General features: G+C 51.4%; 24 protein-coding genes. 16 read left to right on the top strand and 8 right to left on the bottom strand.

What is annotated here, in order from left to right:
* Positions 1-13 precede the first annotated feature (13 nt).
* On the bottom strand, positions 14-1489 hold the full coding sequence (locus AC1DLI_RS07705; protein WP_477601157.1) for a hypothetical protein: 1476 nt from the start codon (positions 1487-1489) through the stop codon (positions 14-16).
* Positions 1490-1769: 280 nt separating this feature from the next.
* On the opposite strand from AC1DLI_RS07705, the gene AC1DLI_RS07700 reads away from it, so the two are divergent.
* The 4 genes from AC1DLI_RS07700 to AC1DLI_RS07685 all read left to right on the top strand — a co-directional run bounded on the left by AC1DLI_RS07700 (position 1770) and on the right by AC1DLI_RS07685 (position 5191).
* Positions 1770-2675, top strand: a complete 906-nt coding sequence (locus AC1DLI_RS07700) for an NAD(P)/FAD-dependent oxidoreductase (protein ID WP_477601155.1) — start codon at positions 1770-1772, stop codon at positions 2673-2675.
* 186 nt (positions 2676-2861) lie between these two features.
* The gene (locus AC1DLI_RS07695; protein WP_477601153.1) at positions 2862-3671 is read left to right on the top strand and encodes a GNAT family N-acetyltransferase; all 810 of its coding nucleotides are present in this window, start codon (positions 2862-2864) and stop codon (positions 3669-3671) included.
* 29 nt (positions 3672-3700) lie between these two features.
* Positions 3701-4639, top strand: coding sequence for a helix-turn-helix transcriptional regulator (locus AC1DLI_RS07690; protein ID WP_477601151.1), 939 nt, complete (start codon positions 3701-3703; stop codon positions 4637-4639).
* 66 nt (positions 4640-4705) lie between these two features.
* On the top strand, positions 4706-5191 hold the full coding sequence (locus AC1DLI_RS07685) for a GyrI-like domain-containing protein (RefSeq protein WP_477601149.1): 486 nt from the start codon (positions 4706-4708) through the stop codon (positions 5189-5191).
* A 61-nt stretch (positions 5192-5252) separates the two neighbouring features.
* On the opposite strand, the gene AC1DLI_RS07680 is transcribed toward AC1DLI_RS07685, so the two are convergent.
* The 4 genes from AC1DLI_RS07680 to AC1DLI_RS07665 form a co-directional block, all read right to left on the bottom strand.
* Positions 5253-5819, bottom strand: a complete 567-nt coding sequence (locus tag AC1DLI_RS07680) for a beta-class carbonic anhydrase (protein ID WP_477601147.1) — start codon at positions 5817-5819, stop codon at positions 5253-5255.
* 88 nt (positions 5820-5907) lie between these two features.
* Positions 5908-8058, bottom strand: coding sequence for a YhgE/Pip domain-containing protein (locus tag AC1DLI_RS07675; RefSeq protein WP_477601145.1), 2151 nt, complete (start codon positions 8056-8058; stop codon positions 5908-5910).
* Between the two features lie 226 nt (positions 8059-8284).
* Positions 8285-9298, bottom strand: coding sequence for an LLM class flavin-dependent oxidoreductase (locus AC1DLI_RS07670; protein ID WP_477601143.1), 1014 nt, complete (start codon positions 9296-9298; stop codon positions 8285-8287).
* 112 nt (positions 9299-9410) lie between these two features.
* A complete protein-coding gene (locus AC1DLI_RS07665; protein WP_477601141.1) occupies positions 9411-10130 on the bottom strand; it encodes a 3-ketoacyl-ACP reductase in 720 nt (239 codons plus the stop codon).
* A 178-nt stretch (positions 10131-10308) separates the two neighbouring features.
* Between AC1DLI_RS07665 and AC1DLI_RS07660 the strand changes: the two genes are divergently transcribed.
* From AC1DLI_RS07660 to hxlB, 3 genes are all read left to right on the top strand, one after another.
* Positions 10309-10641, top strand: a complete 333-nt coding sequence (locus tag AC1DLI_RS07660) for a winged helix-turn-helix transcriptional regulator (RefSeq protein WP_477601139.1) — start codon at positions 10309-10311, stop codon at positions 10639-10641.
* A 129-nt stretch (positions 10642-10770) separates the two neighbouring features.
* Positions 10771-11403, top strand: a complete 633-nt coding sequence (gene hxlA / locus AC1DLI_RS07655; protein WP_477601137.1) for a 3-hexulose-6-phosphate synthase — start codon at positions 10771-10773, stop codon at positions 11401-11403.
* 5 nt (positions 11404-11408) lie between these two features.
* Complete coding sequence (gene hxlB / locus AC1DLI_RS07650) at positions 11409-11969, top strand: 6-phospho-3-hexuloisomerase (RefSeq protein ID WP_477601135.1); 561 nt, start codon at positions 11409-11411, stop codon at positions 11967-11969.
* A 1440-nt stretch (positions 11970-13409) separates the two neighbouring features.
* Here hxlB and AC1DLI_RS07645 read toward each other — a convergent pair.
* Positions 13410-15092 carry a PucR family transcriptional regulator gene (locus AC1DLI_RS07645; protein ID WP_477601133.1) on the bottom strand — a complete coding sequence of 561 codons (1683 nt, stop codon included), beginning with the start codon at positions 15090-15092 and terminating at the stop codon, positions 13410-13412.
* Positions 15093-15347: 255 nt separating this feature from the next.
* Here AC1DLI_RS07645 and AC1DLI_RS07640 point away from each other — a divergent pair, with 255 nt between their 5' ends.
* The 9 genes from AC1DLI_RS07640 to AC1DLI_RS07600 all read left to right on the top strand — a co-directional run bounded on the left by AC1DLI_RS07640 (position 15348) and on the right by AC1DLI_RS07600 (position 24025).
* Positions 15348-16589, top strand: a complete 1242-nt coding sequence (locus AC1DLI_RS07640) for an amidohydrolase family protein (RefSeq protein WP_477601131.1) — start codon at positions 15348-15350, stop codon at positions 16587-16589.
* A 28-nt stretch (positions 16590-16617) separates the two neighbouring features.
* Positions 16618-17859 (top strand): ABC transporter substrate-binding protein, encoded by a 1242-nt coding sequence (locus AC1DLI_RS07635; RefSeq protein WP_477601129.1) that lies wholly within the window; start codon positions 16618-16620, stop codon positions 17857-17859.
* Between the two features lie 29 nt (positions 17860-17888).
* On the top strand, positions 17889-18770 hold the full coding sequence (locus AC1DLI_RS07630; protein WP_477601127.1) for a branched-chain amino acid ABC transporter permease: 882 nt from the start codon (positions 17889-17891) through the stop codon (positions 18768-18770).
* 25 nt (positions 18771-18795) lie between these two features.
* Positions 18796-20625 (top strand): branched-chain amino acid ABC transporter ATP-binding protein/permease, encoded by a 1830-nt coding sequence (locus AC1DLI_RS07625; RefSeq protein WP_477601125.1) that lies wholly within the window; start codon positions 18796-18798, stop codon positions 20623-20625.
* A complete protein-coding gene (locus AC1DLI_RS07620) occupies positions 20612-21328 on the top strand; it encodes an ABC transporter ATP-binding protein (protein WP_477601123.1) in 717 nt (238 codons plus the stop codon). The genes AC1DLI_RS07625 and AC1DLI_RS07620 overlap by 14 nt, the downstream gene beginning before the upstream one ends.
* Positions 21329-21356: 28 nt before the next feature.
* A complete protein-coding gene (locus AC1DLI_RS07615) occupies positions 21357-22547 on the top strand; it encodes an amidohydrolase family protein (RefSeq protein WP_477601121.1) in 1191 nt (396 codons plus the stop codon).
* A 112-nt stretch (positions 22548-22659) separates the two neighbouring features.
* Entirely contained in the window at positions 22660-22986 is a 327-nt protein-coding gene (locus AC1DLI_RS07610; RefSeq protein WP_477601119.1) for a FlxA-like family protein, read from the top strand.
* Positions 22987-23214: 228 nt separating this feature from the next.
* Positions 23215-23643, top strand: coding sequence for an SRPBCC family protein (locus AC1DLI_RS07605; protein ID WP_477601118.1), 429 nt, complete (start codon positions 23215-23217; stop codon positions 23641-23643).
* 1 nt (position 23644) lies between these two features.
* Positions 23645-24025: an ArsR/SmtB family transcription factor gene (locus AC1DLI_RS07600; protein ID WP_477601117.1), complete on the top strand. Its 381-nt coding sequence runs from the start codon at positions 23645-23647 to the stop codon at positions 24023-24025.
* Between the two features lie 351 nt (positions 24026-24376).
* On the opposite strand, the gene AC1DLI_RS07595 is transcribed toward AC1DLI_RS07600, so the two are convergent.
* Positions 24377-25216: a 1,4-dihydroxy-6-naphthoate synthase gene (locus AC1DLI_RS07595; protein WP_477601115.1), complete on the bottom strand. Its 840-nt coding sequence runs from the start codon at positions 25214-25216 to the stop codon at positions 24377-24379.
* Complete coding sequence (locus AC1DLI_RS07590; protein WP_477601113.1) at positions 25213-25920, bottom strand: futalosine hydrolase; 708 nt, start codon at positions 25918-25920, stop codon at positions 25213-25215. The genes AC1DLI_RS07595 and AC1DLI_RS07590 overlap by 4 nt, the downstream gene beginning before the upstream one ends.
* Positions 25921-25959: the final 39 nt, after the last annotated feature.

Genomic DNA, 25959 nt, shown 5'->3' with positions numbered 1-25959 from the left:
CTCCCGGCTGCAGCTAAGTGTGCAGCTTTTTCGCAATCAGATCGACTTTTGGTGTTTTCTTCTTAGAATCAGGCGTTAGGCCGATATTTTTGATTAAGGTAATATACTGCGGATCGGATTCTAGGACGCCTTTCTTGTAAACGGTATGAGCGAGATCGGTAATGATCTGGCTGTAGCATTGACCAACAGAGTTAAAGCCGTTTTGCTGGAGCAAGCTGCCGCGAATGACGGACTTGTCGGGTTTGGCCTGCGGATCAGCCGCTTGAAGCTCGGCAACCTTCTTATCCACCCCAAGGAAGCGATCAACGATTTCTTCCTTGCGCGTACGTTTCTTATAAAATTTATAGATGGCGGCAATACCGCCGATTGCGCCTGCAACGCCAAGCAATAACCAGCCGACAGGCGTGGCAGCGCTGGCAAGCAGAAGCCCGCCGCCGACAATCATGGCTGCGCCTTTAAGCGCAGTAGCTGCGCTTTTTTTGCGGTTGATTTCTTGCGTGCTGGCCCCGATGTTAGCCGCTAGGTTAAGGTTTGCGTCCTTGCCGGCCGTTTCCTTTTCGAGCTTTTCGAGATTGTTTTTGCGCTTGCCATGCGTGTAAACGCCGGCTACGCCGCCTGCGAGGTAGGCTGCTCCGCCGACAACGCCGGCAGCGCCGGCTGCCGCGGTAGCAGCGGTACTGACGGCAGCACCCATAAATTTCTGCGTATTGACGACGCTGGTTGCGCCGAAGCGAGCCAAGTCAGCAACGCCAGCCCCGCCTTCGGCGCCGATATTTTGATATTTATCATGGGTGCTTAATGCTTCCTCATGATTTTGAGTAGCGTTATAGATTTGCATACCGGCTGTGACGCCGCTAAGCATCGCGGACGCAGGCCCGATATCGGTGACAGCGCCGAGAGCTCCGGCGTGGGTCGTGCCTGCCACCAGGTTTTGCGATTCGCTGACGCCTGTAGCTGCAGCGCTTGAGGCGCCGACAGAGGCGGCAGCACCTGTTGTGGCGTAAGTAACGTAGTCACGATCTTGGTCTTCGTTGTAATTCTTGGTTTTATTGCCTTTGACCGTCCGCACAATTGTGGAGAACTTATCCCAATCGACGCTGCGCCCGGTAAAGCCGGTAATGTGTTTTTTCGCTTTGCTTAAGGAGGGAGCGCCGCTGCCGCCAGCAAATAGATTCGCGGCGATCTTCTGTTCCATAGTGCTAAGTCTTTCGAAGAAGCCGAACAAATCGGCTTTCTTATCCTTGGAGGCTTCTGATTTCAGCCAACTGATAATCGCTTGTGAGCCCCCGGCTGCCGGTGCTTCGCCATCCTTGAGCTGCTTGACGCTAGCTTGCGCTGCCCGGTTCCCTGCTGTATGCTGCAGCTGGAGCACGTTTGAAGGCGACGCGGCGCTTGGGGAGCGTTCCGCCGTGACGGAAGGCTGGCCGGGTGTTGATTTAATAGATTCGCGGGAAGAAGAAGGCTTCTTCTGTAATGGACTATTCGCCAAGTGGCACCCTCCTAAAGTAAAAGCCTGGGTAAACAAAAAGTCATAATAATATGTAATCCGTGCTTATAATGTAGTACTTTTATCTTAGCATGACTTACCAATTTGTACTATTAAAATGGTTCAAAATACCTTATATTTCGACAAAATTTTAATAGAATGCAAAGGATCGCTTCAATATATGCATCCTTCCACGATTAGCCGAATAAGGATAAGCAATTCTTTTTTATATTTAGAAGGAATGATAAGCTTTCCAACTTACGGGGATAGAGGAGCGAACCATATGAGGCTGGATTGTGCCATTATTGGCGGCGGGCCGGCAGGCTTAAACGCTGCGCTTGTGCTCGGCAGATCACGGAGGGATGTCATTGTATTTGATAACAACAGACCTAGAAACGCGGTTACCCGTGAGTCCCATGGCTTTATTACGAGAGACGGCATCGAACCGCGCGAGCTTCGCAGATTAGCCCATTTGGATATTGCGAGTTACCCGTCGGTGACCATTAAGCCGGATAAAGTGACCGAGGTTAGACATAGTGAGGCAGGATTTCAGGTGACTACAAGCAACGGTGTCACGTACGAGGCTCGTACTGTCATCTTGGCAGCCGGGCTGAAGGAGTCTTTGCCCAGAATCCCCGGCATTCAAAACTTTTACGGTAAAAGCTTATTCAGCTGCCCTTACTGTGACGGCTGGGAGCTGCGGGATCAACCGCTGATGGTCATTTCGGAGGGTTCGAATCTGTTCCAGTTGACCAAAATCGTCTATAACTGGAGCAAGGATGTCCTCGCATGTACGAATGGGGCGGACAGCCTAAACGCGCAGCAGATTGGGATGCTCGGACAAAGGGGCATTCAAGTGGCACACCAGAGGATCAAAGCACTAGAAGGCGAGAATGGCAGGCTTAACCGGGTTGTTTTTGAAAATGGCAGCGAAATCAAGCGCGTGGGCGGGTTCGTCACGCCTTCCTGGGATCAGGCAGCCTCGTTCGGAGAATCGCTCGGCTGTGCCATGACTCAGGCAGGAGGCTTCATAACTGATGACTATGGAAGAACCAGCGTGAGAGGCGTGTATGCGGCTGGCGATTCCTCCATTATTGTTCCTGCACAGCTGGTGGTGGCAGCGGGAGAGGGAAGCAAGGCGGCTATTGGAGCGAATACCGATATGACAAACCAGGATTTTGGATGGTAAACGCACTGCTTACGTCCCGTTATAAACAACAGCCGCCTCAAACCGTTGTTTTTTTGCTAAAATAAGGATGTTATTTATTTTCTTGTTTGTTACAGCGACTTGTTTTATGGGTATTGGATGGAACAAAGTAGTTAGCCGAACCATGCTTAATCGTGAGCTTTAACGGCTGGCAGGAGGAGAAATCATATGCTAGAGAAGCTGCAAGCTGATGATTATGTTTTAAACCAGTTTCCATTTATGCGGGATGAGCTGCAATATAATTTAATTCATTTGATTACTGCGATCGAGGGGTCAACCGCGTTGAAAACGCCCGACGGGCGCATGCTGTTCGCCGGCTCGCCGGGACATAATGCTTGGCTATGGCTGTCAGAGGATGTTACCGATGAACACAGGTTGAAGCTGATGAAGGAGCTTATTGGGTACCATCAAGGAACGGTGCTGCCCGGTATATGCGGCGCTCCGCCTACTGCTGAGCTGTTCGCCAAGCTTTATGCAGAGGTTAATCAGTTGAAATACCACGCTTATATGATGATGGAAGCCTATTCTTGCCCCAAGGTGACTAAGCCGATGAAAGTAAAGGGGAAAATGATGAAAGCGGAGCGCCAGCATGTGGAGCTCGTAGCTGAATTTATGGCTGGCTTCTCCGAGGATGCTTACGGAACATCGGTTATTCCTGCCAGCCAGCTTCCGGCTGCGGAAGGTATGGTGATGAGAGGCAATTTATATTTCTGGACCGTCGACGAGCTGCCGGTGGCTATGGCCAATATTGCATACCGCTCTCCGCGGCACGGAAGGATTAATGCCGTGTATACTCCGCCGGTGCTGCGGAAAAACGGCTATGCAAGCGCAATCGTTGCAGGGCTTTGTTCGATTTTGGAGGAAGAGAACCGTGAACCGATGCTCTATGCGGATATCAAAAATCCAGCCTCTAACAAGGTGTACAAAAATGTAGGCTTCGTTGAGAGCGGACCCATTTCCGAAATAAGATTTATATAGAGATACTCTGTTAGGAAGAAGGAAATTGTTTGAAAATCGATCGTTTGCTAGCGATGACCGTGCTCCTTCTTAATCGCGGCAGAATAAGCGCGAAGGAGCTCGCCGACCGTTTTGAAGTATCCACCAAAACCATCTACCGTGACATGGATACGCTGAGCCAATCCGGCATTCCGATATTTGCCCATCAAGGAACGGCGGGCGGCTTCGAGATTATGGAGCAGTACACGATATCGCGTCAGTACTTATCCTTAGTGGAAATTTCATCCATTATTGCTGCCGTGAAAGGCATAAGGACCGCATTGGATGATACAGCATATGCCAAGCTCCATGAAAAGGTCAAATCACTGCTGCATAAATCGGACAAGCAGCAGGCGGGCAGCAGCGAGGAAAGTCTGGTATTCGATCTAAATCCTTGGGGACAGGGACCTGCGGCGCGCCTTAAGGTCAATCTCTTTAAACAAGCTATAGAAGAAACCCGGAGCGTGCAATTAAGCTACATAAACATGAATGGCACAGAGACGGAACGGGTAATCGAGCCCTATGCGCTGATTTTAAAAGGGAATGTATGGTATGTGCAGGCCTACTGCATGCTTCGTGAGCAATTTCGCGTTTTTCGTTTATCGCGCGTGCAGAAGCATGCTTTGCTTGAGGAACGTTTCGAGCGCCGGGATTCACCTTCCTTGGAGAGTTATGCTTGGGATACGGAATGGTCGAAAAATGCCGAAACCGAAGTGACGCTGCTTTTCCGTCCGCAGGTACGCTACCGCGTGGCGGATGCTTTCCGTCCGGATCAGATTTCTGTGCTGGAGGACGGCTCCGTGCGCGTAGGGGGCAAGCAGCTGGTTGATGAATTTTTTTACGGGATGCTGCTGAGCTTTGGCAATCAAGTTAAGGTAGAGCAGCCCGCCCATATAGCCGAGCAAATCGTTCAGCGCGCCAAAAATATAATTGACTGTTACGAGAACTAAGACAGACAGCTGTCCAGTTTCCCTAGCTATACTAAGAACAAATCCAAAGGGAATGGGGAACGACAGATGAAAGAACAAATCGTAGTCAAGCCAGCGCTTGCGCTTATCGGGGTAACAACTCGTACAACCAATGCGGAGGAGGCCGGTCCGAACGGACGCCTGCCCGCATTGTGGAATGCCTATTTCGGAAGCGGAATCTCAGAACGGACGCAGGTAAGCAACGGACATTTGATCTATGCGCTGTATACCGATTACGAGAATGGTGCAAGCGGCGCCTATACGACTCTTATTGGTCATGAACGCGGCGGCGATGCTGTGGATGAGATGCTGGCAGGCTTGGTACAGGCAGCGGTGCCAGAGGCAAGGTATCTCGTCTTTAAGACGAAGAAAGGGCCTGTGTATGAGGTTGTAGCGGAGGCATGGGGCGAGATTTGGGCTTATTTCCAGAATTCCTCGCTTGAGCGAGCGTATACGGGCGATTATGAGATGTATGATGGTCGAACATTTAACCCGGAGCATGCGGAAGTCGATATTTATATCGCGATAAAATAACAAAACGCACACTCTAAGTCTAGGGCTGAGAGTGTGCGTTTTTTTGTTATGAGTGCAGCTTCTATTCTTCGCGGTAATCCTGGACGAGAACATCCAAAGCGCCCGTTCCGGGATCTATGATGAAACCGTGAACCGGAATATCTTTTGGAAAAAGCGGATGCTTGCGTATTAATTTGACGCTGTGCATAACGCCTTCATCCGGGCTCGCAAAGCCTTTCAAAAATTTATCCATGCGGATACCTGAGTTTTCCAGTGTTTCTATGGCGAGCGGGTCGATCCCATGCTCAACAAATTTGCTGACCAAGCCTTCCGTATCCAAGTTGGTCATGCCGCAGCCGTGATGGCCGATCACGAACACCTCGCGTGCGCCCAGCTCATATACGGCGACAAGAATGCTGCGCATGGCGCTGCCGAAGGGCTGTGTTAGGATGGCTCCCGCATTTTTGATAAACTTGGCATCGCCGTTTTTGAAATTCAAGGCTTTGGGCAGCAATTCTACGAGCCGTGTATCCATACAGGTTAGAACAGCAACTTTCTTATCGGGGAATTTGTCAGTCAAATAAGTCTCATACTGCTTTTCCTCAACAAACTGCTTGTTAAACTCCAAAATACGTGGAACGATGGACATCTCATTTCCTCCTAGCCACTATTTATTCTATCTATCTATCTATTTATTAATATTATTCATAGAAAGCGGCTGGTAGTCAAATGATCATCTAATGAATTATACCGCTTTGCTTCGCTTTTTCCAACATTTTGGCGGTATAACGGTTGATCCATTTTTTTAACGCAAGCCCGAGCAGAAGCGCGGCGCCGGCAAACACCGCCAAAACGATCAAATCACGTGCCACAATATCCCACAAGATGCCGCCGACCGCCTCCCGCATCATGCTGATCGCATAGGTGAAGGGCAGGAACGGATGAATCGCTTGAAAAAAGGGCGGCGTCACCTGTATCGGAAACGTACCGCCGGAACCGGCGAGCTGGAGCACAAGCAGAACGATGGCCATCGCTTTGCCCACATTGCCGAATATTGACACGAGCGTATACACGATCAGCATAAACACGGTGCTTAGAATGATACCGAACAGAACGAACCATAACGGATCCGCGACATACGCCTTGAGCAGCCAAATGTCCCCAAGCGTAACAAGGAGAGACTGCACAATGGCTATCGTTAGAAAGGTGAGGTATCGGCCCAAATAAATGTGATAGCTCCGGTATGCAGTCTCAGCAGGATGAACGTCCACCGTCAGCAGTGACACAAGCAAAAGTGCTCCGACCCAAAGGGACAGCGTGGTGAAAAACGGCGACATCGCCGAACCGTAATTAGGAATCGGGAACAGGCGGTTTTCCTTTAATACGACCGGCTCCGCAAAAAAAGCCCCCTCGCGCTCCGCATCGTTTTTGAGCAGATCGATCAGCTCTTCCAAATTGCCTTCCTTCTCAAGCTCCCGTATTTGCTTGGCAAAAGCCTTGATCCTTTGCTCGGCTTCCGGCAAATTTGCTTGAATCTTTGCAAGCTCCTGACCACCTAGCTCAAGTCCCTTTGCCGCATCTTTTACTATTTTGACGACACTTGGAATGGCCTTGTTTGCTTCCGCCAGTACCGATTCAGCCTTAGACGCGGCTTGCTTCGCTTTATCAGCAGCTTGCTTGATGCCCGGCAATATCTCGCTATCATATCGGCTCAGCACATCGGTTAGATTCGCAGCTTCTTCCTTGGATAAGGCGCTTAGACGATCAATTAGCGTTTGTGCGGGCTTCTCGCCTTTTTCGATTGCAGCGCGGATTTGTTGTACAAGCGTAAGCTGCTGCTGAAATCGGCTATTCACTTGCTGAAGCTTCCCTATTGCAGACGTGAGCTGCTTGCTTGGGGCCAAATCGTTCAAGCGTTCAAGCAGATTAATCATCCCGTCTGTCACGGCTACAGCGCTGGTTAGGCGTTTCTTTGCAAGCTCGAGTGTCGTTTGGACTACTGCGGGATCCAACGAAGAATCCTGCAAAATGGCAGCGAGCTCCTCCATCGCATGAGCCGTCTTGAGCAGCAGCTGCAAATCCTGTTTGATAAGCGGACCTGCGGTATCGAGCGCCGATGTGCTTTGATCGAAAAAAAGGCCAAGCTGCTTCGTGAATGCCTCGCCATCCTTGGCAAGCTGAGCAGCCTTCGGAAGCTCTGTTTGAACGGTGCTGACGATTTTTTTTGATTTTTCGATATCCTTAGCTGCTAGGGATACCGCTTCGTTAATTTTCGGGATAAGCGTTTCCAGCTTAAACACGGTATTTCGCACTTGCTCGATTGCAGGCTGGTTCGCCTCAAGCTCCACGCCGATTTGGTTAAAGATGCGGAATATCGTTTCATTGGCGGTTTTAACGAAGCTGGCCCGAACCTCCTCAATAATGCCGCTTGCCCCCTTTTGTGCGATTTTGGGCGATACCGCGTTAATCTTTTCGTTAACAGCGTAGTCGAGCTCGGCTTGCTGCAGGTTGTCGGAGAGAACGGTGGCCATTTTGGCAGAGAAATCTGCTGGAATGGTAATGCTGGCATAATAGTCGCCATGCTTCACGCCGTCCATTGCTTGCTTCTCCTCCACAAACACCCAGCCGATCTTTTTGTTCTCCTTCAAGGAGGCAATGATTTCGTCCCCGGCATGGATGGGAGTATCACGGAGCACGGCACCTTCGTCGTTGTTGACGACAGCGATGGCGAGCGAGCTTGTCTGGCCGTAAGGGTCCCAGGATGCTTTGATATTGAACCATGCGTATAAGGAAGGCAGAAAGGCTAGACCGATTATTATGATAGCAGCAGCGCTGTTTCGAAAAATACCGCGAAGATCCTTGGCGTAAATCGCAAAGATATGCCCCATGTTTATCCGCTCCTAAAAAATGCTTGTCTTAGTATAGCTGGATTGGCTCAAATCTACACACGAAATAGATGACGCATTGGAAAGGACGTGGAAAAGGGCATAGAAAAGGCAGCAGCTTCGGCGGTTACGCGTTAGCTGCTGCCATTACATGTATACCTCGACGAAACGAGCTTTTTTCCCAAAAGGACGGATGCAGTCGTTTTCGCTTTGATTAAGGTTTTGCGGTTTAGGCGCGTTCTTCGTTAATAATTTCGGCCAGCAGCTCGAAGGAGCGAAGACGAGCGGAATGATCATAGATTTGGCTGACGACAATTAACTCATCAGCGCCTGTCTGATCGATGATCGCGTTCAGCTTTTCTTTGACGGTTGCTTTCGTGCCGGTAATCGTGAAGCTGAGCTGCTTGCGCACCATCATCTTTTCATGCTCGCTCCAGAGTCCGTCCATGCTGTCCACGGGCGGATTCAGCTGTCCCATGCGCCCGCGAATCAGATTAAGGAACGCTTGCTCCTGCGAGGTAGCGAGAAATGCGGCAGCTTCGTCTGAATCTGCGACAATGACATTCAGGCCGGCCATGGCATAAGGCATAGCGAGTACATCCGAAGGACGGAAGTTATCGCGGTACAGCTTTAAGGCCGGAAGCAGGAAGTCCGGCGCAAAATGGCTGGCAAACGCGAACGGAAGCCCATGATGCCCGGCGAGCTGAGCGCTGAAGCCGCTGGAGCCGAGCAGCCAGATTGGGACGTTGAGACCCTCGCCGGGAACCGCTCTAGGCATAACGCCTCGGGATTCCTCGCTTGGATTGAAGTAATGGCGCAGCTCGTTCAGCTGCTCCGGGAAATCCTCGCCATTGCTGCCAAGACCGCGTCGCAGCGCACGTGCTGCAACCTGGTCGGACCCCGGCGCTCTCCCAAGGCCTAGATCGATCCGGCCGGGATACATCGACTCGAGCGTGCCGAATTGCTCGGCAATAACGAGCGGAGCGTGGTTCGGGAGCATGATGCCGCCTGAGCCGACGCGGATTTTTTCTGTGCCGGCCGCCACATAGCCAATCACAACGGAAGTCGCGGAGCTGGCAATGCCGGGCATGTTATGATGCTCGGCGACCCAGTAACGCTTATAGCCCCATTTTTCGGCATGCTGGGCCAAATCAAGCGTGTTGCGGAAGGATTGAGCCGGTGTCCCGCCGGTTATAATGGGAGCGAGATCGAGTATGGAAAAGGGAATATCTTGAATAGGCATCGTAGATTAACCTCCTGAGAAATGCGTGAACAGAGGTTCTGTTCCGCAGTATAGCGGTCAATATATAAAACCCCAACGCCGGGTAAGGGCGTGGGGCTGCGAGTTAAACTTCTTATTGCGGATTTGTTGTCCAAATGCCAGCGCTTTTGATAAATACGCGGTCTGGCAGCTTCAACGCGGCGAGAACAAGCTCAGCCATATCTTCGGCCTGCATCATGCGATCCTCGTCGCCGATTTTGAGGCCGGCATTCGATGCCAGCTCGGTGTTGACAGTGCTTGGCGTCAGCGCGGTAACTCGGATATTTGACTTGCGAACCTCTTGCATAAGCGCCTCGGTCATGCCGATCACCGCAAACTTGGATGCGCAGTAAGCGGAGCCGGTTGCAAAGCCGCGCTCGCCTGCCGTCGAAGCGATGTTAATGATGCTTCCGCTGCTTTGCTCCAGCATGGTCGGAAGCGCGGCGCGCGTTACATAGTAGGTGCCAAGCACATTCGTTTGGATAATGCGCTCCCACTGCTCATGGTCCATATCAAGCAGGGTGCCGAACGTTCCGATTCCTGCATTGTTGATGAGGATATCGATAGAGCCAAGGCTCTCTTTCAGGGCGGCAATAGCTCCGTCTACTTCTGCTTTAACGGCAATATCCGCGGATGCAACGATAACCTTTACGCCATAGGTGCTTGCAAGCGAGGCTTGCAGCGATTCCAGATCAGCGCTAGTCCGAGCAATAATACCTAGATTGACGCCTTCTGCGGCTAATGCGACAGCAATAGCTTTGCCGATGCCTTTTCCGGCGCCTGTGATAATAGCAGATCTATTTTTTAATTCCAAGTTCATCTCTCCTCTGTAAGCTGTGAATTTCTTCATTCGTATGTAGCGACATCGATATGATATCCTTTAAACCAAGTATTACATACGTTGATTTAATTATTATGCTACACCATACTAAAATCAAGTAGCAACTTTATAGTAAGATAGTATCATTTTTATATTAAAGGAGTCGTTTGTCTTGGGAGATCAGCATTTTAAAGAAACGGTAGAACTAACTCTGAAGGTAATCGGAGGCAAATGGAAGCCGGTTATTCTTTGCCATCTGACCGAGGGCACACATCGATTTGGCGAGCTGAAGCGGGAGATGCCGTCCATTACCCAAAAAATGCTTACGCAGCAGCTGCGGGAGCTAGAAGAGGATGCCATCATCGATCGCAAGGTTTATGTGCAGGTGCCCCCTAAGGTGGAGTACTCTTTAACCAAGTATGGCCTATCGGTGAAAGAGCTGCTGAACGTCATGTCGCAGTGGGGTGAGCAGCATCAAGAAAGGCTTGCAAAGCTGAGTGAATAAGGCAGCAACACTCCTCATAGTACCCATTTGGGTACTACGTTCCATAAAAGTGCGTACTGTTTTTTTTAACTATGAGGATCTAGAATAGGGGCTGTCGGGAAAACAAAACCTATGAGGAGTGTTGGATACATGAAATTACAATTAGCGCTTGATTTAGTTGACATACAGGGAGCAATCGAGGTTGTGAGGCAAGTAGAGTCTTACGTAGATGTTGTAGAGATTGGTACTCCAATCGTTATTAACGAAGGTCTGCATGCGGTAAAAGCATTGAAAGATGCGTTCCCCAATATGACTGTGCTTGCCGATCTTAAAATCATGGATGCAGGCGGCTATGAAGTTATGAAAGCATCGGAGGCCGGCGCGGATATCGTTACGATTCTTGGAGTTGCCGAGGATGCGAGCATCAAGGGCGCGGTGGAAGAGGCCAAAAAACAAGGGAAACAAATTTTGGTCGATATGATTGCCGTGAAAAACTTAGCAGAACGCGCTGCGCAGGTTGATTCGTTCGGCGTCGATTACGTCTGCGTACATACAGGCTATGATCTTCAAGCGGAAGGCCAAAATTCCTTCGAGGATCTTCGTACGATCAAATCCGTTGTCAAAAATGCGAAGGTAGCCGTTGCCGGCGGGATCAAGCTAAGCACGCTCCCTGAGGTTATCGCAGCGGGCCCTGATCTTATTATTGTAGGTGGCGGCATTACCGGACAAGGCGATATTCAAGCTGCGGCCTCCGAGATGCAGCAATTGATCAAACAAGGGTAAGCGGGATGAAGGCGAACATTCCTGCGCTTTCAACAATAGTGAATGAGCTGCGGTTTGCGGCGGAGCAGCTTGATAAGGGGCAATTGGAGCATTTGGCCGATGCGATCAGCTCAGCCGGCCGCGTATTTGTAGCCGGAGCCGGCCGATCGGGGCTGATGATGCGTGCGTTCGCGATGCGCCTCATGCATCTTGGACTCGATGTGTATGTCGTGGGCGAGACGGTTACCCGCAGCTTAGGCAAAGGCGATTTGCTGCTGATCGGCTCCGGCTCGGGCGAGACGAAATCGCTTATTCCTATGGCGGAAAAGGCGAGGAGCCTTGAAGCGATAGTAGGTGCTTTAACGCTATCTCCAGCATCGACCATCGGGAGACAGGCGGATTTTGTGGTAAAGCTGCCGGGAGCGCCGAAAGAGCAATCGGAGCATGAGGCCTCGACCGTCCAGCCGATGGGCTCGTTATTTGAGCAAATGCTGCTTCTCGTATGCGACGCGGTTGTATTGAGACTGATGGATAAGCAGGAGCTGAGCGGTAAGGCGATGTACGGCAATCATGCTAATTTGGAGTAAATTGCAATAATCAACGATTATAAAAAAGGAAGAGGCAATCTCGGAGGGGCAATACGCTCCTCGTGATTGTCTCTTTTTTTGCTGCGGCTGGGGTTGCTGCTAGTGGGCTGCATTGTCGTTCGCGCACTAGAATAACATTTGATGTGTGCAGCCTGGCGTGCGTTGTAGTTTGTGCTCAATAAAGGAAGCTTGTTTCGTCTGCCGTGTCGTTTGAGCAATAGAGTAACATTTGGGTATATGTAGCTTGGTGTGCGATGTAGTTTGTGAAAGGGAATGATGCGTCAGCGGGGGCAGCAGTTGGGTGGGGTCGATGCGACTGGGGTTATTGGTGAGTCTACATAGCAGTTTGTGCAACAGAACGGGAGGAAAGCGGGGAAGTTTCGGTTTACGCTGCAGTTTGTGCAATAGAATGGGGTAGAAAAGTGGTTGAGACAAAGTTTGAAGTCGAATCTGCTGCACTTTCTGCAGCGTAGCTGGCGTGTTTGCGTAAAAGGAAGGTTCCTGATGTAGAAACTACACTGTACGCCATGAGTCTAACTGATCTAGCTGCGGATGAGGACAAAGGTTGGCTCAATAAAGGAAGCTTGCTTCGTCTGCCGTGTGTCGTATGAGCAATAGAGCAACATTCGAGTAGAAGCAAAACGGCGTGCGTTTTAGTTTGTGGAAGGGAATGATGCGTCAGCGGGTGCAGCAGCTGGGCGAGTTGCTCTGGGGTTATTCGTGAGTCTACATTGCAGTTTGTGCAACAGAACGGGAGGAATGTGGGAAAGTTTTGAGGTACGCTGCAGTTTGTGCAATAGAATGTGGTAGAAAAGTGGTTGAGACAAAGTTTGAGGTCAAATCTGCTGCACTTTCTGCAGCGTAGCTGGCGTGTTTGCGTAAAAGGAAGGTTCCTGATGTAGAAACTACACTGTACGCCATGAGTCTAGCAGCGGATAAGGACGGATAAAAACGGATAAAGACGGATAAAGACGGATAAAGACGGATAAAGACGGATAAAGATGGATAAGGACAAAGGTGAGCCCTAAGAAGGAAGCTTGCTTCGTCTGCCGTGTATCGTATGAGCAATAGAGCAACATTCGAGTAGAAGCAAAACGGCGTGCGTTTTAGTTTGTGGAAGGGAATGATGCGTCAGCGAGTGCAGCAGCTGGGGTTATTCGTGAGTCTACATTGCAGTTTGTGCAACAGAACGGGAGGAATGTGGGAAAGTTTTGAGGTACGCTGCAGTTTATGCAATAGAATGGGGTAGAAAAGTGGCTAAGACAGAGCTTGAGGCCGAATCTGCTGCACTTTCTGCAGTGTAGCTGGCGCACAGCCGAGATTGTAGGGTTTCTGTTGCAGAAACTACACTGTACGCCAACGTTTAGCTAGCTGCCTGCGCAACTCTACGCTGCCCTGCGCTGCCTATTCTCGCAAGCAAGCGTAAGCACCGAATGAGTATTAGCGGTGAGCCGCTTCGCCTCTTCCAACCCGCAGGAGCGGCTCGATGGCAAACGCGATGCGGAAGCGGAGGCTCTCTGCCGGATCTTTGAGCTTGATGCCCATCAGCTTCTCGCATTTATCAAGCCGATAGATGACCGTATTACGATGAACAAAAAGCTGCTTCGATGTCTCAACAAGCTGGCACTGCGTGTCGTAATAAACATTCAGCGTACGCATCAGCTCCTTTTGCTCGTTCTCTTCGGTCGAAGAGAAGCACTGGAACGTCTCCTCGTAAAACTGCTTCAGCTCATCGTAAGGAATCATCCGGAACAAATAGCTGATATCCTTCGACTGATACGATTGGATAAATCTCGTTTTTTTCATTTGATAACCGATTTGCAGCGCCTTGACTGCCTCGTTATACGAGAGTCCGATATCGAGCACATTTGTTACCGGATTGCCGATGCCTAGCGAGATGCTGAGCTGGGACTGCTCGTAAAGCTGGGTAGTCATCGCAGCCAGCTGCTTCAGAAATTGGGATTCCTCCCATACTTTTTCCCTAATGAAGACAAGCATGCCAAACAAATCATTTTTCGTAAACATGACAAAAACCTCGCCAAGCATGGAAAAATGGCGTTTGATAAGCTCATATTGCAAATCCCGCTCGGAAATAAGACGCTCGTCGGCTAAGGACGCAGCGTTTTTTGGCATGCCTGCCTGAACGCCGATTTGCTCGTCCTTGCGTGCGGCCAGCATCAACCATGTTCCCTGCTGCCTAAGGCCGTATTTTTTGCCGCGATGGAGCGCCTCCTGCTCGGAACCGATAAAACCGTCGATCAAATCGGAGAAAAACTCATTTTTGTAACGGCGCGAGCGTTCCTTTACCGCCTGCCGCTTCGTCATCTCCATGCCAATGACATTAGAGGCTTGCTCCAGCGTTAAACCGTATTGATTGGACGCAGCCTGCTTAGGCTGGAAAGCGATGAGATATCCCTCGTGCCTATAGGTGAATATGGGATACAGCTCCATATAGCGATAGCCGCGTAACGCAGGATCGAGCAAGCAGAGCTGCGCTGCGGCTTGTATGGCGGGAAGCCCGCTCAGCATGGTCTCGGCGGCAGAAATAAGCGGCTGCATCCGCGGCTGCTTGAAATGCTGGGATTGCGCGGTAACCTGCAGCTTGCTGCTCAGCAATAGAATGGGCGAGTTTAGCAGCTGCGTGAGCGCAGTGATAATCTCGGGAATGCCGTCTCCTTTCATAATCATCGCGGAAAATTGTTTGTGAATCGTGAGGGAGTATTGTAATTCATCATTTTTGTTATCCAAAATGACACTGGTCGAGCGCTGCAGAATTTCCCCGAGCGAATGCTCCACGGAAGAAATCTCGATGATCGGAAAGTCGATCCGATTGGCTTCTTCTATGACCTCCAGCGGTATATCAAGCGCAAAACGTTTCGTTTTGACCGCCAGCCCAGAGCATTTCAATTGATCCATTTTGGCCATCAGCTCTAGGAGGGTCTCCGGCTTTTCCTTCATAAAGTAACCGTTCGTAAGCAAAAGCTCGCCAGGTCTTAGGAAATGGATGATGTCGGGGGCATCCATGATGTTAACGGTTTGAACGGTACGTGATAAGCCGTTATGTCCAGCGATAATTTGTGATTTGGAAAAAATGGCGTTGGAAAGCAATTGCTCAAGCAGCATTCTCGTCCATCCTCTCATTTTCGTTAATGATATAAAAACTAACATCAAATTTGAAGGTTGTAAAGGGTATGTTGGACGAATAATCCAAATGTCATATGAACCTTTGGACTTATTGAACAATGACAGTGAGCACCTAAGAAGTTATGCTTCTTTCAAGGGATTCAATGTTAACTAACATTACATAAGGGGCTGCGGGCGTAACCGAATGTTTCGTCTCGCTGCACAAATGACAATGCATAAACAGAGGTGAGGCTGTTGCTTGATCTACTTCTTACAAAGGTGCGAATGCAAAATGAAGCGAGGCTTATGGATGTTGGCGTCCGGAAAGGCAGGATTGCCTATTTAGCGCCAAGCAGCGGAGAGAGTGCACCGGATGCGGTCCGTATTGAGCAGGGGGCTGGCGGTATGCTGCTGCGGGGGTTCGTGGAACCGCATATTCATCTCGAAAAGGCCTATTTACTCTCTCGGATGGAGCATGAGGCGGCATCCTTGCAGGATGCCATTCAAATGACTGCGGATATGAAGCATGGCTTTACTAGGGATGATATGCAGGCGAGATCGCTTGCTGTTATCCGGGAAGCCGTTCGCAGCGGCGTTACCCACATGCGCTGCCATGCAGAGGTTGATCCGATTCTAGGGCTTTCCGCCTTCGAGGCTGCGCTGGAGCTTAAGGAGCGGGTGAGGCCGGTGCTTGATTTGCAAATCGTTGTTTTCCCGCAGGAAGGAATTCTCAAAAGCCCCGGTACGGCAGAGCTCATGGAAGAAGCGCTGCGCCTTGGCGGTGATGTGGTGGGAGGCATTACGTACCAAGATGCGGATTTGCAAGCCCATCTGCAGCTCGTGTTCGATATGGCGGAGAAGCATGGCAAACCAATCGATTTCCATGCCGATTTCTCGGATAACCCCGAGCAGCTGGCCATTGCCGAAATTGCGGACAGAACGATTGCGTCAGGCATGCAGGGGCTTGTCTCCGCGGGGCATGTGACTTCGCTAGGATCGCTCGAGCATGGGCGAGCGGTATCCGTTGCAGAGCTGATTAAAGAAGCGGACCTGCATATTATGAGCCTTCCAGCCACGGATTTGTTCATTAACGGCAGAGGAGACCGGGAGAAAGCACGGCGCGGGCTTACGCCGGTCGGTCTGCTGCTTGAGAAGGGCGTAAATGTCGTCATCGGTGTCAACAACGTGCGCAATCCGTTTACGCCGTTTGGCAAAGCCGATCCGCTGGAAACGGCATGGCTGCTTGCAGTTACCTCGTATATGGGCGGGGATGCCGACGCCCGTCAGCTGATTCATATGCTCACAAATGGAGCGGCTAGGGCTCTCGGTTTAAGCAACGATGGACTCCAAGAAGGTTCGGAAGCGGATATGGTGCTGTTCTACGTACCGACCGAGCGCGACATTCTTCTCGATAAGCCGGAGCGCCGAACGGTATGGAAACGAGGAGTTAAGGTAGCGGATACGAAGGTCGCAAGCCAATTACATGGGCTTTTATAAAATAAAAAATAGAGGAGTGGGTTTTCGGATGAAGAAGCTATCGGGCAAAAAATGGACGCTTTGGTTACTCGTTGTAGTCATGATGTGGGTGCTGGCCGCATGCGGAGGCGGCAGCGGCAAAGAAACAGAGGCGGCAAATGCGCCTGCATCGAGCGATGGAGCGGGAAGCAAGGAACCGATTTTGATCGGTATGTCTACGGAAGCAACTGGCGATAACGCGATGAACTCGGTCAACCTTTACCAAGGCGTTCAAGTAGCGGTCGATCAAATCAATGCAAAAGGTGGTATCGATGGGCGTCTGGTCGAGCTGGTCGTACGCGATACCGAGCAAAACCCGACGCGCGGCATCAGTATTATCCGTGATTTTAGCCAAAAGGAAAAGGTACTTGCCGCAATTGGCGGTTTTCACAGCACGGTGATGCTGGCGCAGTCGCCGATCATTATGGAAGAGAAGTTCCCATTCATGGTAGCTACCTCCAACGTTCCTGCATCGGTTGAATCCGGCATGCCATGGACGTTCGGCGTTCGGATGAATGCTAATATTACGGCGCAATACGCACTTAAGTTTATTAAAGAGCATTTTAACACGACGAATATTGCAGTCCTGCACGAGAACGGCGGCTACGGCAAAGGCGCGGCAGCGGCAATGACGAAGGTGCTTGATGCCGAAGGGCTGAAGCCGGTGGCAGTCGAGTCCTTTGATAACGCGAAGGATAAAGACATGACGGCGCAGGTTAACCGGGCGAAGGAAGCGGGAGCAGAGGTTATTTATTTGTTCGGCCAAGGCGCGGCTAACGGTTATGTATTGCAAGCGATGGATAAGCTCGGCTGGAAGGTTCCGATCGTAGGCGAGAACGGCATGGCAAACAAAGGTGCGCAAGAGGTGGGCAAGGAGCTGGCAGAAGGCACGTACGCCATTCAAACAGCCAACTTCAACGTGGATCAAACGCGTGAGACAGCAAAAGTGTTTTTGGCAGACTTCACAGCGAAATTCGGACATATTCCAACGACCTTCGCTTCTGCTGCCCAAGGCTATGACGGTGCGATGATGATTTTCCAAGCGATTGAGAAAGCAGGTTTGACGGGTGATTTGGCACAGGACCGTGAGGCGGTCAAAAATACGCTCGAAACGGGACTCGGCTCGTACAGCGGCGTCATCAAGGATTGGGACCAAGCATTTACGCCTGAAAACCATGACGCGGTCGACGTAAACTCGTATCTGATGTGCGTGTGGAAGGACGGCAAGCTGGTTATTTCCGACAAGCAATAAGTCATTTATACAAAGAAAGAGGGATGGACATGTCGCTTATACTCCAGCTCGTCATTAGCGGGCTCTCGGTCGGATGTCTATATGCCTTAATTGCGCTCGGCTACAGCTTGACGTTTGTGGTGAATGGAACGCTGAATATGTCGCAAGGACAGCTGGTCATGCTTGGCGGGGTGCTCATGTTCGGTTTTGCCGAGCTGGGGCACCTGCCCTTTCTCGTTTCATTCGCGCTTGCTGCGCTAATCGTAGGGCTTCTGAGCTTAGGTATAGAGAGACTTGCGATCCGCAAGTTTGACAAGGGCGCGAATTCGATCGAATGGGTGCTCAGCACGATAGCTGTAGGCATTATTATTCAAGACGTCGCGCTTTATATTAACGGACCGGACGAAGGCGTAACCCCTTCTCCGGTGGGCGACGAGATGCTTCGTATTTTTGGCGCAGGCATCTACTGGAAGGAATTTATTTTTCTGCCGGTCGTCGGCATCCTGCTGGTGCTGCTAATCTTGTTTTACAAAAAATCGCATTGGGGCTTATGGCTGCGGGCGACGGCGGACAACCGGACCGCGGTTGAGATCATGGGCGTTAGCAGTAACAAGATCGTTGCGGTCGCTTATGTGCTGAGCGGTCTGCTGGCCGGCATCGGAGGCGCTCTAATGTCTACCAATTATGCGGTTTCGGTTGATATCGGGCTGCCGCTCGGGCTTAAGGCCATATCCGTTGCGATCTTGGCAGGCGTAAACAATCCGAAGGGGATCGTTGCCGCAGGTCTAATTTTGGGCATATCGGAGGCGTTCATCGGGCAGTACATTTCGACGGCTTTCCGGGAGATGTTTGTTTACGGCTTGGTTATTCTCGTGCTGTATTGGAAGCCGATGGGCCTCTTCAATGCACGCAAAACGATTGTAAAAGTGTAATTTCGGAACGTCAGGGGGTGCGCAGATGAATCAACTTATAGAGCGAAGCTTTGGCTACCGCACGGCCGCCGGATGGGTGGCCGGACTCGCAGCCGTAGGGCTGCTTGCAGCGGGGCCTTGGATGGTCGACACGTATTATCTAAATCTATTGTTTATGATAGGAATCTTCGTCATCACATGCACGGGCATGAATATTTTAATCGGCTACTGCGGCATTGTTTCCATCGGCCATGCGGGACTAATGGCGATTGGCGCTTACATGTCATCCTCTCTCAGCACCAAATACGGTCTCTCGTTCTGGACCGTGGCGCTGGTCGGCATGCTGGTCTCCTTAATTATCGGGAGCCTTATCGCCATTCCCACCATTCGGGCAGGCGGCGTCTACTTATCTATGATTACAATCGCCTTCGGCGTCGTTATTCATGAGGTGCTTATCCGCTGGGACAGCTTCTCAGGCGGTCCGCTCGGCATTTCTGGCATTGCGAAGCCGCAAGTTGCCGCGTATACGTTCGATCTGAAGAGCATGTATATATTCGTGTTGGCTATTGCTGTCTTTGCGCTGCTGCTTACTCGCAATCTGCGCCGCTCTTCTTGGGGAAGGGCGATGATTGCGACGAAGGAGAATGAAATTGCCGCAGCATCCCTCGGTATTCGCAAGTTTGCGGTGCAATACGCGGGGTTTGCGATCAGCTCCGTGCTAGCTGGCTTGTCGGGTGCGATCTATGCGCATACCAATAGCTTTATCAGCCCGGATACGTACAATTTTCAGACTTCCGTTCAGCTGGTGCTGATTGTTATTTTGGGCGGGGCGGGCAGAGTGCTGGGACCGGTTATCGGAGCGGCTATTATCGTGTTTTTGCCTGAGGTGCTCGACATGGAGAAGCTGCGAATGGCACTTTACGGCGGCATTATGTTCGCTGTGCTGTACTTCCTGCCGAAGGGAATTGCTGGTACGGCTGCAGGATGGCTGGCGCCGCTGCTGAGACGATTTTCCCCTAAAGGAGAAAGGTCTTCGTCCAGGAGAAACGGCGAGGAACAGCAGTTGTTTGCCGCATCGGTGCGCACAGAGAATAAACGGATGCTGGTGCTCGAAGGGATCAATAAGCATTTTGGCGGGTTGCATGCCTTGAAGGATGTGAGCCTCACGGTAGCCTCGGGTACGATCCACTCGCTGGTAGGCCCTAACGGTGCCGGAAAAACTACGCTGCTCAACGTAATATCCGGCTTGTACAGCGCCGAGCAAGGCTCGTTCGCGCTGCATGGTGAGACGCTCATTCCTAAGTCGCTGTCTTCGGTGGCTCAGCGGGGCATTGCCCGAACGTTTCAGCATTCACGGTTATTCAAGGAGCTTTCAGTGCTTGAGAATGTGATGACGGGCATGACCAAGCGGGAGCACAGCAGCTTAGGAGCATCCCTGCTCAGAACGCCGAAGCAGCTTCGCACGGAACGGCTTATGGAGGAGCGCTCGCATGCGCTGCTTGACCTCATCGGGTATGAAGGGGACAGGAGTATGCCGGCGAGCCAGCTGCCTTACGGACATCAGCGGATGGTAGAGATTGCCCGAGCATTAGCGACAGCGCCAAGCCTGCTCCTGCTGGATGAGCCTGCGGCTGGAATGACGGCTGCTGAGATTGAACAGCTGGAGCTGCTGCTGCGGGGGCTCGTTAAGCAAGGCGTGACGGTCATTTTGATCGAGCATCATATGGATTTTGTACAGCGTGTATCGGATACGGTGACGGTGCTTGATTTTGGCAAAATTATTGGAACGGGCAGTCCGGAGCAGATGCTGAGCGATCCGCGCGTCATTCAGGCGTACCTGGGCGGAGAGGAGGTGGCCGCAAGTGTTGAGCATTAAAGGTCTGGACGTTCGATATGGAGCTATCCATGCATTAAAGGGAATTGACGTGGAGCTGGACAAAGGCGAAATTGTTGCGGTCATCGGCTCAAACGGCGCGGGAAAAACGACGCTGCTGCAATCGGTGCTTGGCCTTGTTCGTCCGGGTGCAGGAGTCATTGAGCTGGAAGGCAAGCCGATTACCCATCTTTCGGCGAACAAAACCTCTAATCTCGGCGTATCTCTCGTCCCGGAAGGGCGCGAGGTATTCGGTACGCTGTCAGTCGTCGAAAATTTGCGAATGGGGCTCAAAAAGAAAATCGGATCCGTATCGAAGCAGCAATTCGATAAGGAGCTTGAGCTGGTATTCGAACGGTTTCCTCGTCTGCATGAGCGGCGAAACCAGCTCGCTTTTACGCTAAGTGGGGGCGAACAGCAAATGCTGGTCCTCTCGCGGGCGATGATCAGTAAACCAAAGCTGCTGCTCCTCGATGAACCGTCGCTCGGGCTTGCGCCCATTATCGTAAATGAAATTTTTGCCACCATAAAAGAGTTAGCCAATGACGGTACCGCGATCTTGCTAGTTGAGCAGATGGCACACAAGGCGCTGTCCATTGCGAAGCGCGGTTATGTCGTAGATAATGGAAGCATTGCGCTGCATGGCTCGTCCTCCGCTTTGCTCCATGATGACCGTATGATCAAGGCATATTTGGGCGCGCATTAACTAAATGATGAAGCAGAGGGTGACGAACGTGTCCATAACACAAATTAATCGCATTCGTATAAATGAAGGTTTGTTTGATATCTCGTTAGATTTGGAAAAGGGGATCATCTCGCGCATAACGCCGAGCCAAAACGGTTCGGCAGGCGTAAATACAGGCGGCGTAAAGGATGCCGAGGGTTTGCAATATCTACCGGCAACGACCGATATGCATATCCATTTGGATAAGCATTTTTTGGGAGAGCCGTGGAAGCCGCTGCAGCCGTTCATAACATTGCCCGGGCAATTAGCGTTCGAGAAGGCCATGCTTGCTTCGCTGCCGACGACAGTAGCGGAACGCGCCAGTCGTCTCATTGATTTGCTGCTTAGCTACGGAACGACTAAAATCAGGACTCATGTCGATGTTGATCCGCAAATCGGAATTTCGCATTTGGAAGATGTGCTTCAGGTAAGAGAGGAATACCGCGGCATAATGGAAATCGAAATCGTTGCTTTCCCGCAGCAGGGACTACTGCGCTCGGACTCTGTATCGGTTATGAAGGAAGCGCTTCGTGCGGGCGCGGAATATGTCGGCGGCGTCGATCCTGCCGGTCTGGATCGTCAGGTTGACCGGAGCTTAGATGTGACATTTGAACTGAGCGCTGAATTCAATGCGGGCGTTGATCTCCATTTGCATGATCCGGGACACCTCGGTCTGTATACGATTAGCCGCTTTGCAGATTTGACGGCACAAGCGGGCAAATGCGGCAGAACGGCAGTTAGCCATGCGTATTGCTTGGGACAGGTAACTGAGGCGGAGTCGAAAGAGCTTGCGCAGCAGCTGAAAGCAAATGATGTGGCGATTATTACGAGCGTCCCGCTCGATAGGCCGATGCCGCGCGTTGACCAGCTTGTGGCAGAGGGCGTAACCGTTCATGTCGGATCAGACAATATTCTGGATGCCTGGAGTCCGTTCGGCAACGGCGATCTGCTTGCGAGAGGCTCGAAGCTGGCTGAGAAATTCGGTTGGATACTGGATGATAAGCTGCTGCAAACCTATCCGCTTATTTCTGCGGGCCCGTTAACGCCCAAGGAGGGGGATGCTGCCAGTTTCATTCTGGTTCCGGCAGCGAATGCAATACATGCCATGGCTTCCGCTCCTCTTCGCGAAGCCGCGTTCTCCGCAGGCAAGCTTGTAGGCGGAAAATGGGCCGAAGCGGTAAAAGAAATTTCTTACCGCTAGAGGCGGGATGCTGGTCTTGTTGAGGCGGGTAAACGCTCGTTCATACTATGTTCATTATTTTTCTGTATGATTGTCCTTTCGTAATAAGCTATCGAAGAAAGGGAGAAACGTAATGAACCTATCATCTGTATCGAGCAGCAGTCAATCCGCTTACGCCTCATACTCGTCAGTATCGTCGGACACGTCAAGCCTGGAAAAGCAGCTATCGAGCCTGCAGTCCGAGCTCAAGAAAGTGAATGACAGCAAAGATGACCAAGCGGTCAAAGAGAAAAAGGCGCAGGTCATCCAGCAGCAAATCCGGCAATTGCAGCAAGAGATTGCGAAGGCAAGCTCTGCTGGCGGCGAAGGCCTGTCTGGCGTTCAAGCGAGTGTTCAAACAGCTAAACCTGCCGTAGGAGCAGTAGCGAATTCCTATCGCATGTTCGACATGCGTGTATAAGTCATACATCCATTGGATGGGCGAATGGGCTGAATGGGTTGAATCCCGAGCAGCCCATTTTGGCTTGAGAAGAATGGCTTGATATTCGTTTGGCGGGAAAGACTAGCAGAGACATCTATTCTTTCGTTTGACATAAAACCAAAAGGTGTCATATAATCGGAATGCGAAACCAAATGGTTTCGCATTTATGAGGATATAAGCTTATACTCACCTAATGGAGGTTATCAAATGGAAAACAATAATACGCAAAGCACTTTGCCGGATATCAGGCAAACGCTTGTACTGAACGCCCCGATTCAAAAGGTATGGGACGCGGTTGCTACCTCTGAAGGCATTGCTGCGTGGTTCATGCCGAACAATTTTCAAGCGGAGCTGGGCTACGAGTTTCATTTGGAGGCAGGACCTTTCGGAAATTCTCCTTGTAAGGTCACAGTGCTTGACCCTCCTAACCGTCTAACCTTCGAATGGGGCAAGGACTGGTCCTTGACGTTCGAGCTTAATGATATGGCTGGAAAAACGGAATTCACGCTTATTCATGCAGGCTGGGATGCAGATAAGGTTACTGAATTTGGCCAACCTCACGAGGAAGTGCGCGGCAAAATGTCGGGCGGCTGGGTTGGTCTCGTGGGAAATCTGCGCAAGTACGTAGAGGCCTAATATGGCTGAGCCCGCACCAAAGCATGACGTTTTTCAAGCTATTGCAGATCCAACGCGCCGTAAACTGCTGCATCTGCTAGGCGATGAGGAGCTGCCGGTCACGGTGATTAGCGGCCATTTTACGATGAGCCGGACAGCGGTATCGAAGCATTTGCGCGTGCTTGCCGATGCCGGGCTTGTGAAGGATCGGAAGGTCGGACGTGAAACGCGATACCGGCTCGATCCGGAGCCGCTGCTTGAGCTCAAACGATGGCTGGCTTATTATGAGCGCTACTGGGAAAATAAACTGTCGGCGCTTAAGCGCTTCGTGGAAACCGAAGATCCCTCGGATGCGGACTCATTTGGCCCGCTTAAGGCAGTGGATCGCGATTCCAGCGATTGAAAGCAGGAGCAGGTTGCTTTCAAAGATGAACTACAGTGTAATTTATACAGCAGAAACCCCCAAATTCCATGGAGTTTGGGGGTTTCTGTCGATTATGCTGTATAAAATGCAATGCGACCTATCGGTTATCTTAAAAGCTGCAGCATGTGTTGTATAAACTGCATTGTTCTGTGTCGATTGTTGCTGCTAGCCTGGTATCTGTCGCACTAATTGCATTAACTGTGATGCAGCAGGCTCGTTTATGCTTTACCGGCAGCCGGTGATACACAAAAGCGGGCGCGAACATTATTCGCTCATGAGTGAGCGTGTAGGCAGAATAGAGCAGAAGCTTCATGCTGGCGCCGGCCTTTATTATCTCAGCAGCGACAGGTCGAAGCTCGGCACGAGTCCTTCCTCAGCCGCACGGCCAAGCAGGGCGGTGATCGCCGCGTAACCGTCTTCGCCCAAATCGGCAGTGAACTCATTGACGTAGAGATCGATATGCGACTCAGCTACATCAGGTGAGAGCTCTTGCGCATGCATCATAATATAGGGCTTGGACTCCGCTGGGTGTGCCCAGGCGTACTTGACGGATGCGCGAATCCATTCGGTTATCGCATCGGTATCCAGCGAGCGTTTTGCAATGATGGCTCCGAGCGGGATCGGCAAGCCGGTATCGGATTCCCACCAGCTTCCAAGATCAGTCAGCATGCTCAGGCCGTAGGTAGGATAAGTGAAGCGGGCTTCATGGATGACAAGTCCAGCATCGATTTGGCCGTCGCGAACGGCGGGCATGATTTCGTGAAAGGGCATTACAATGATTTCGCCAACTCCCCCCGGAACATGCTTGGCTGCCCATAAGCGGAAAAGGAGATATGCGGTCGAGCGTTCACTGGGAACGGCTACGCGTTTACCGGACAGGGAGGCGGGATTAGGAGCTTCTCCCTCGCTGTTTTTCGTTAAAACGAGCGGACCGCAGCCTCTGCCGAGCGCGCCTCCGCAAGGAAGTAGTTTATAGTCGGACAGTACCCATGGCAAGGCTGCGTATGATATTTTCATCACCTCGGGGCCTTTGGACTGTGCGGCCCAATTGTTCGTAATATCAATATCAGCATATGTGACGTCCAGCTCTGGCGCACCTTCGATAAGGCCATGTGTCCAGGCGTGAAAGACGAATGTATCATTCGGACAGGGTGAAAAAGCGATGTTCATGATAGTACCTCCCGTATGGCTTTACTTGCTGCTTCTAATGAGGTTAATGCTTCGCCAATACGCCATGCTGCGCGATCACGCGGTCCAACCGCATTTGAAATGGCGCGTATTTCAGTGACAGGAATGCCGAACCCCGCGGCGGCAACCGCGACGCCATGGCCTTCCATGCCTTCGGCAGCCGCGCCGTTCACGCGCGCCGCAAGAGCGGCGGTGGTCGCGGCGGTGCCGGTCGCTGTCGTTACGGTGAGAATAGGGCCGATGCAAACGGTTAAGCCGGCAGAATGAATGGCGTCGAATACGCGGTTATTCCATGCTTCGCTTGCTGTAATGCGTGCCGAACCGAAGCCGAGCTCGTCCAAGCTGAGGAAGCCCTCCGGCGTCTCTGCTCCTAAATCGGCGGCGACGATAAGATCGGCCACGACAAGCGAGCCGATCTCGGCTTGTCCTACAAAGCCGCCTCCAATGCCTGCGCTAATGACTAAGCGGTATTCTGAGGCTGACGGAGCAAGGGCTGCTGCGGTTCGAGCCGCAGCAGCAGCTGTGCCCACTCCCGCAGCAATGACATCAATGCCCGGAATGCCTTGTAAGCCGCGAAGTACGGCATCGCGTTCAGCATCTACAGCCGTCACGATCAGCACTCGCTTGCACTTGGCCGTTCCGGCCGCGTTTTCTTTACCGTCATGTATAGTTGAATGTAGGGTCATGAGAACGAAAAGCTCCTTTATTAAAGCTGCTGACTCGTT

This window comes from Paenibacillus sp. 01T443 (assembly GCF_056398325.1).
Note: the sequence above shows the minus strand (reverse complement) of the source record. Positions and strands in the feature narration are given on the sequence as shown.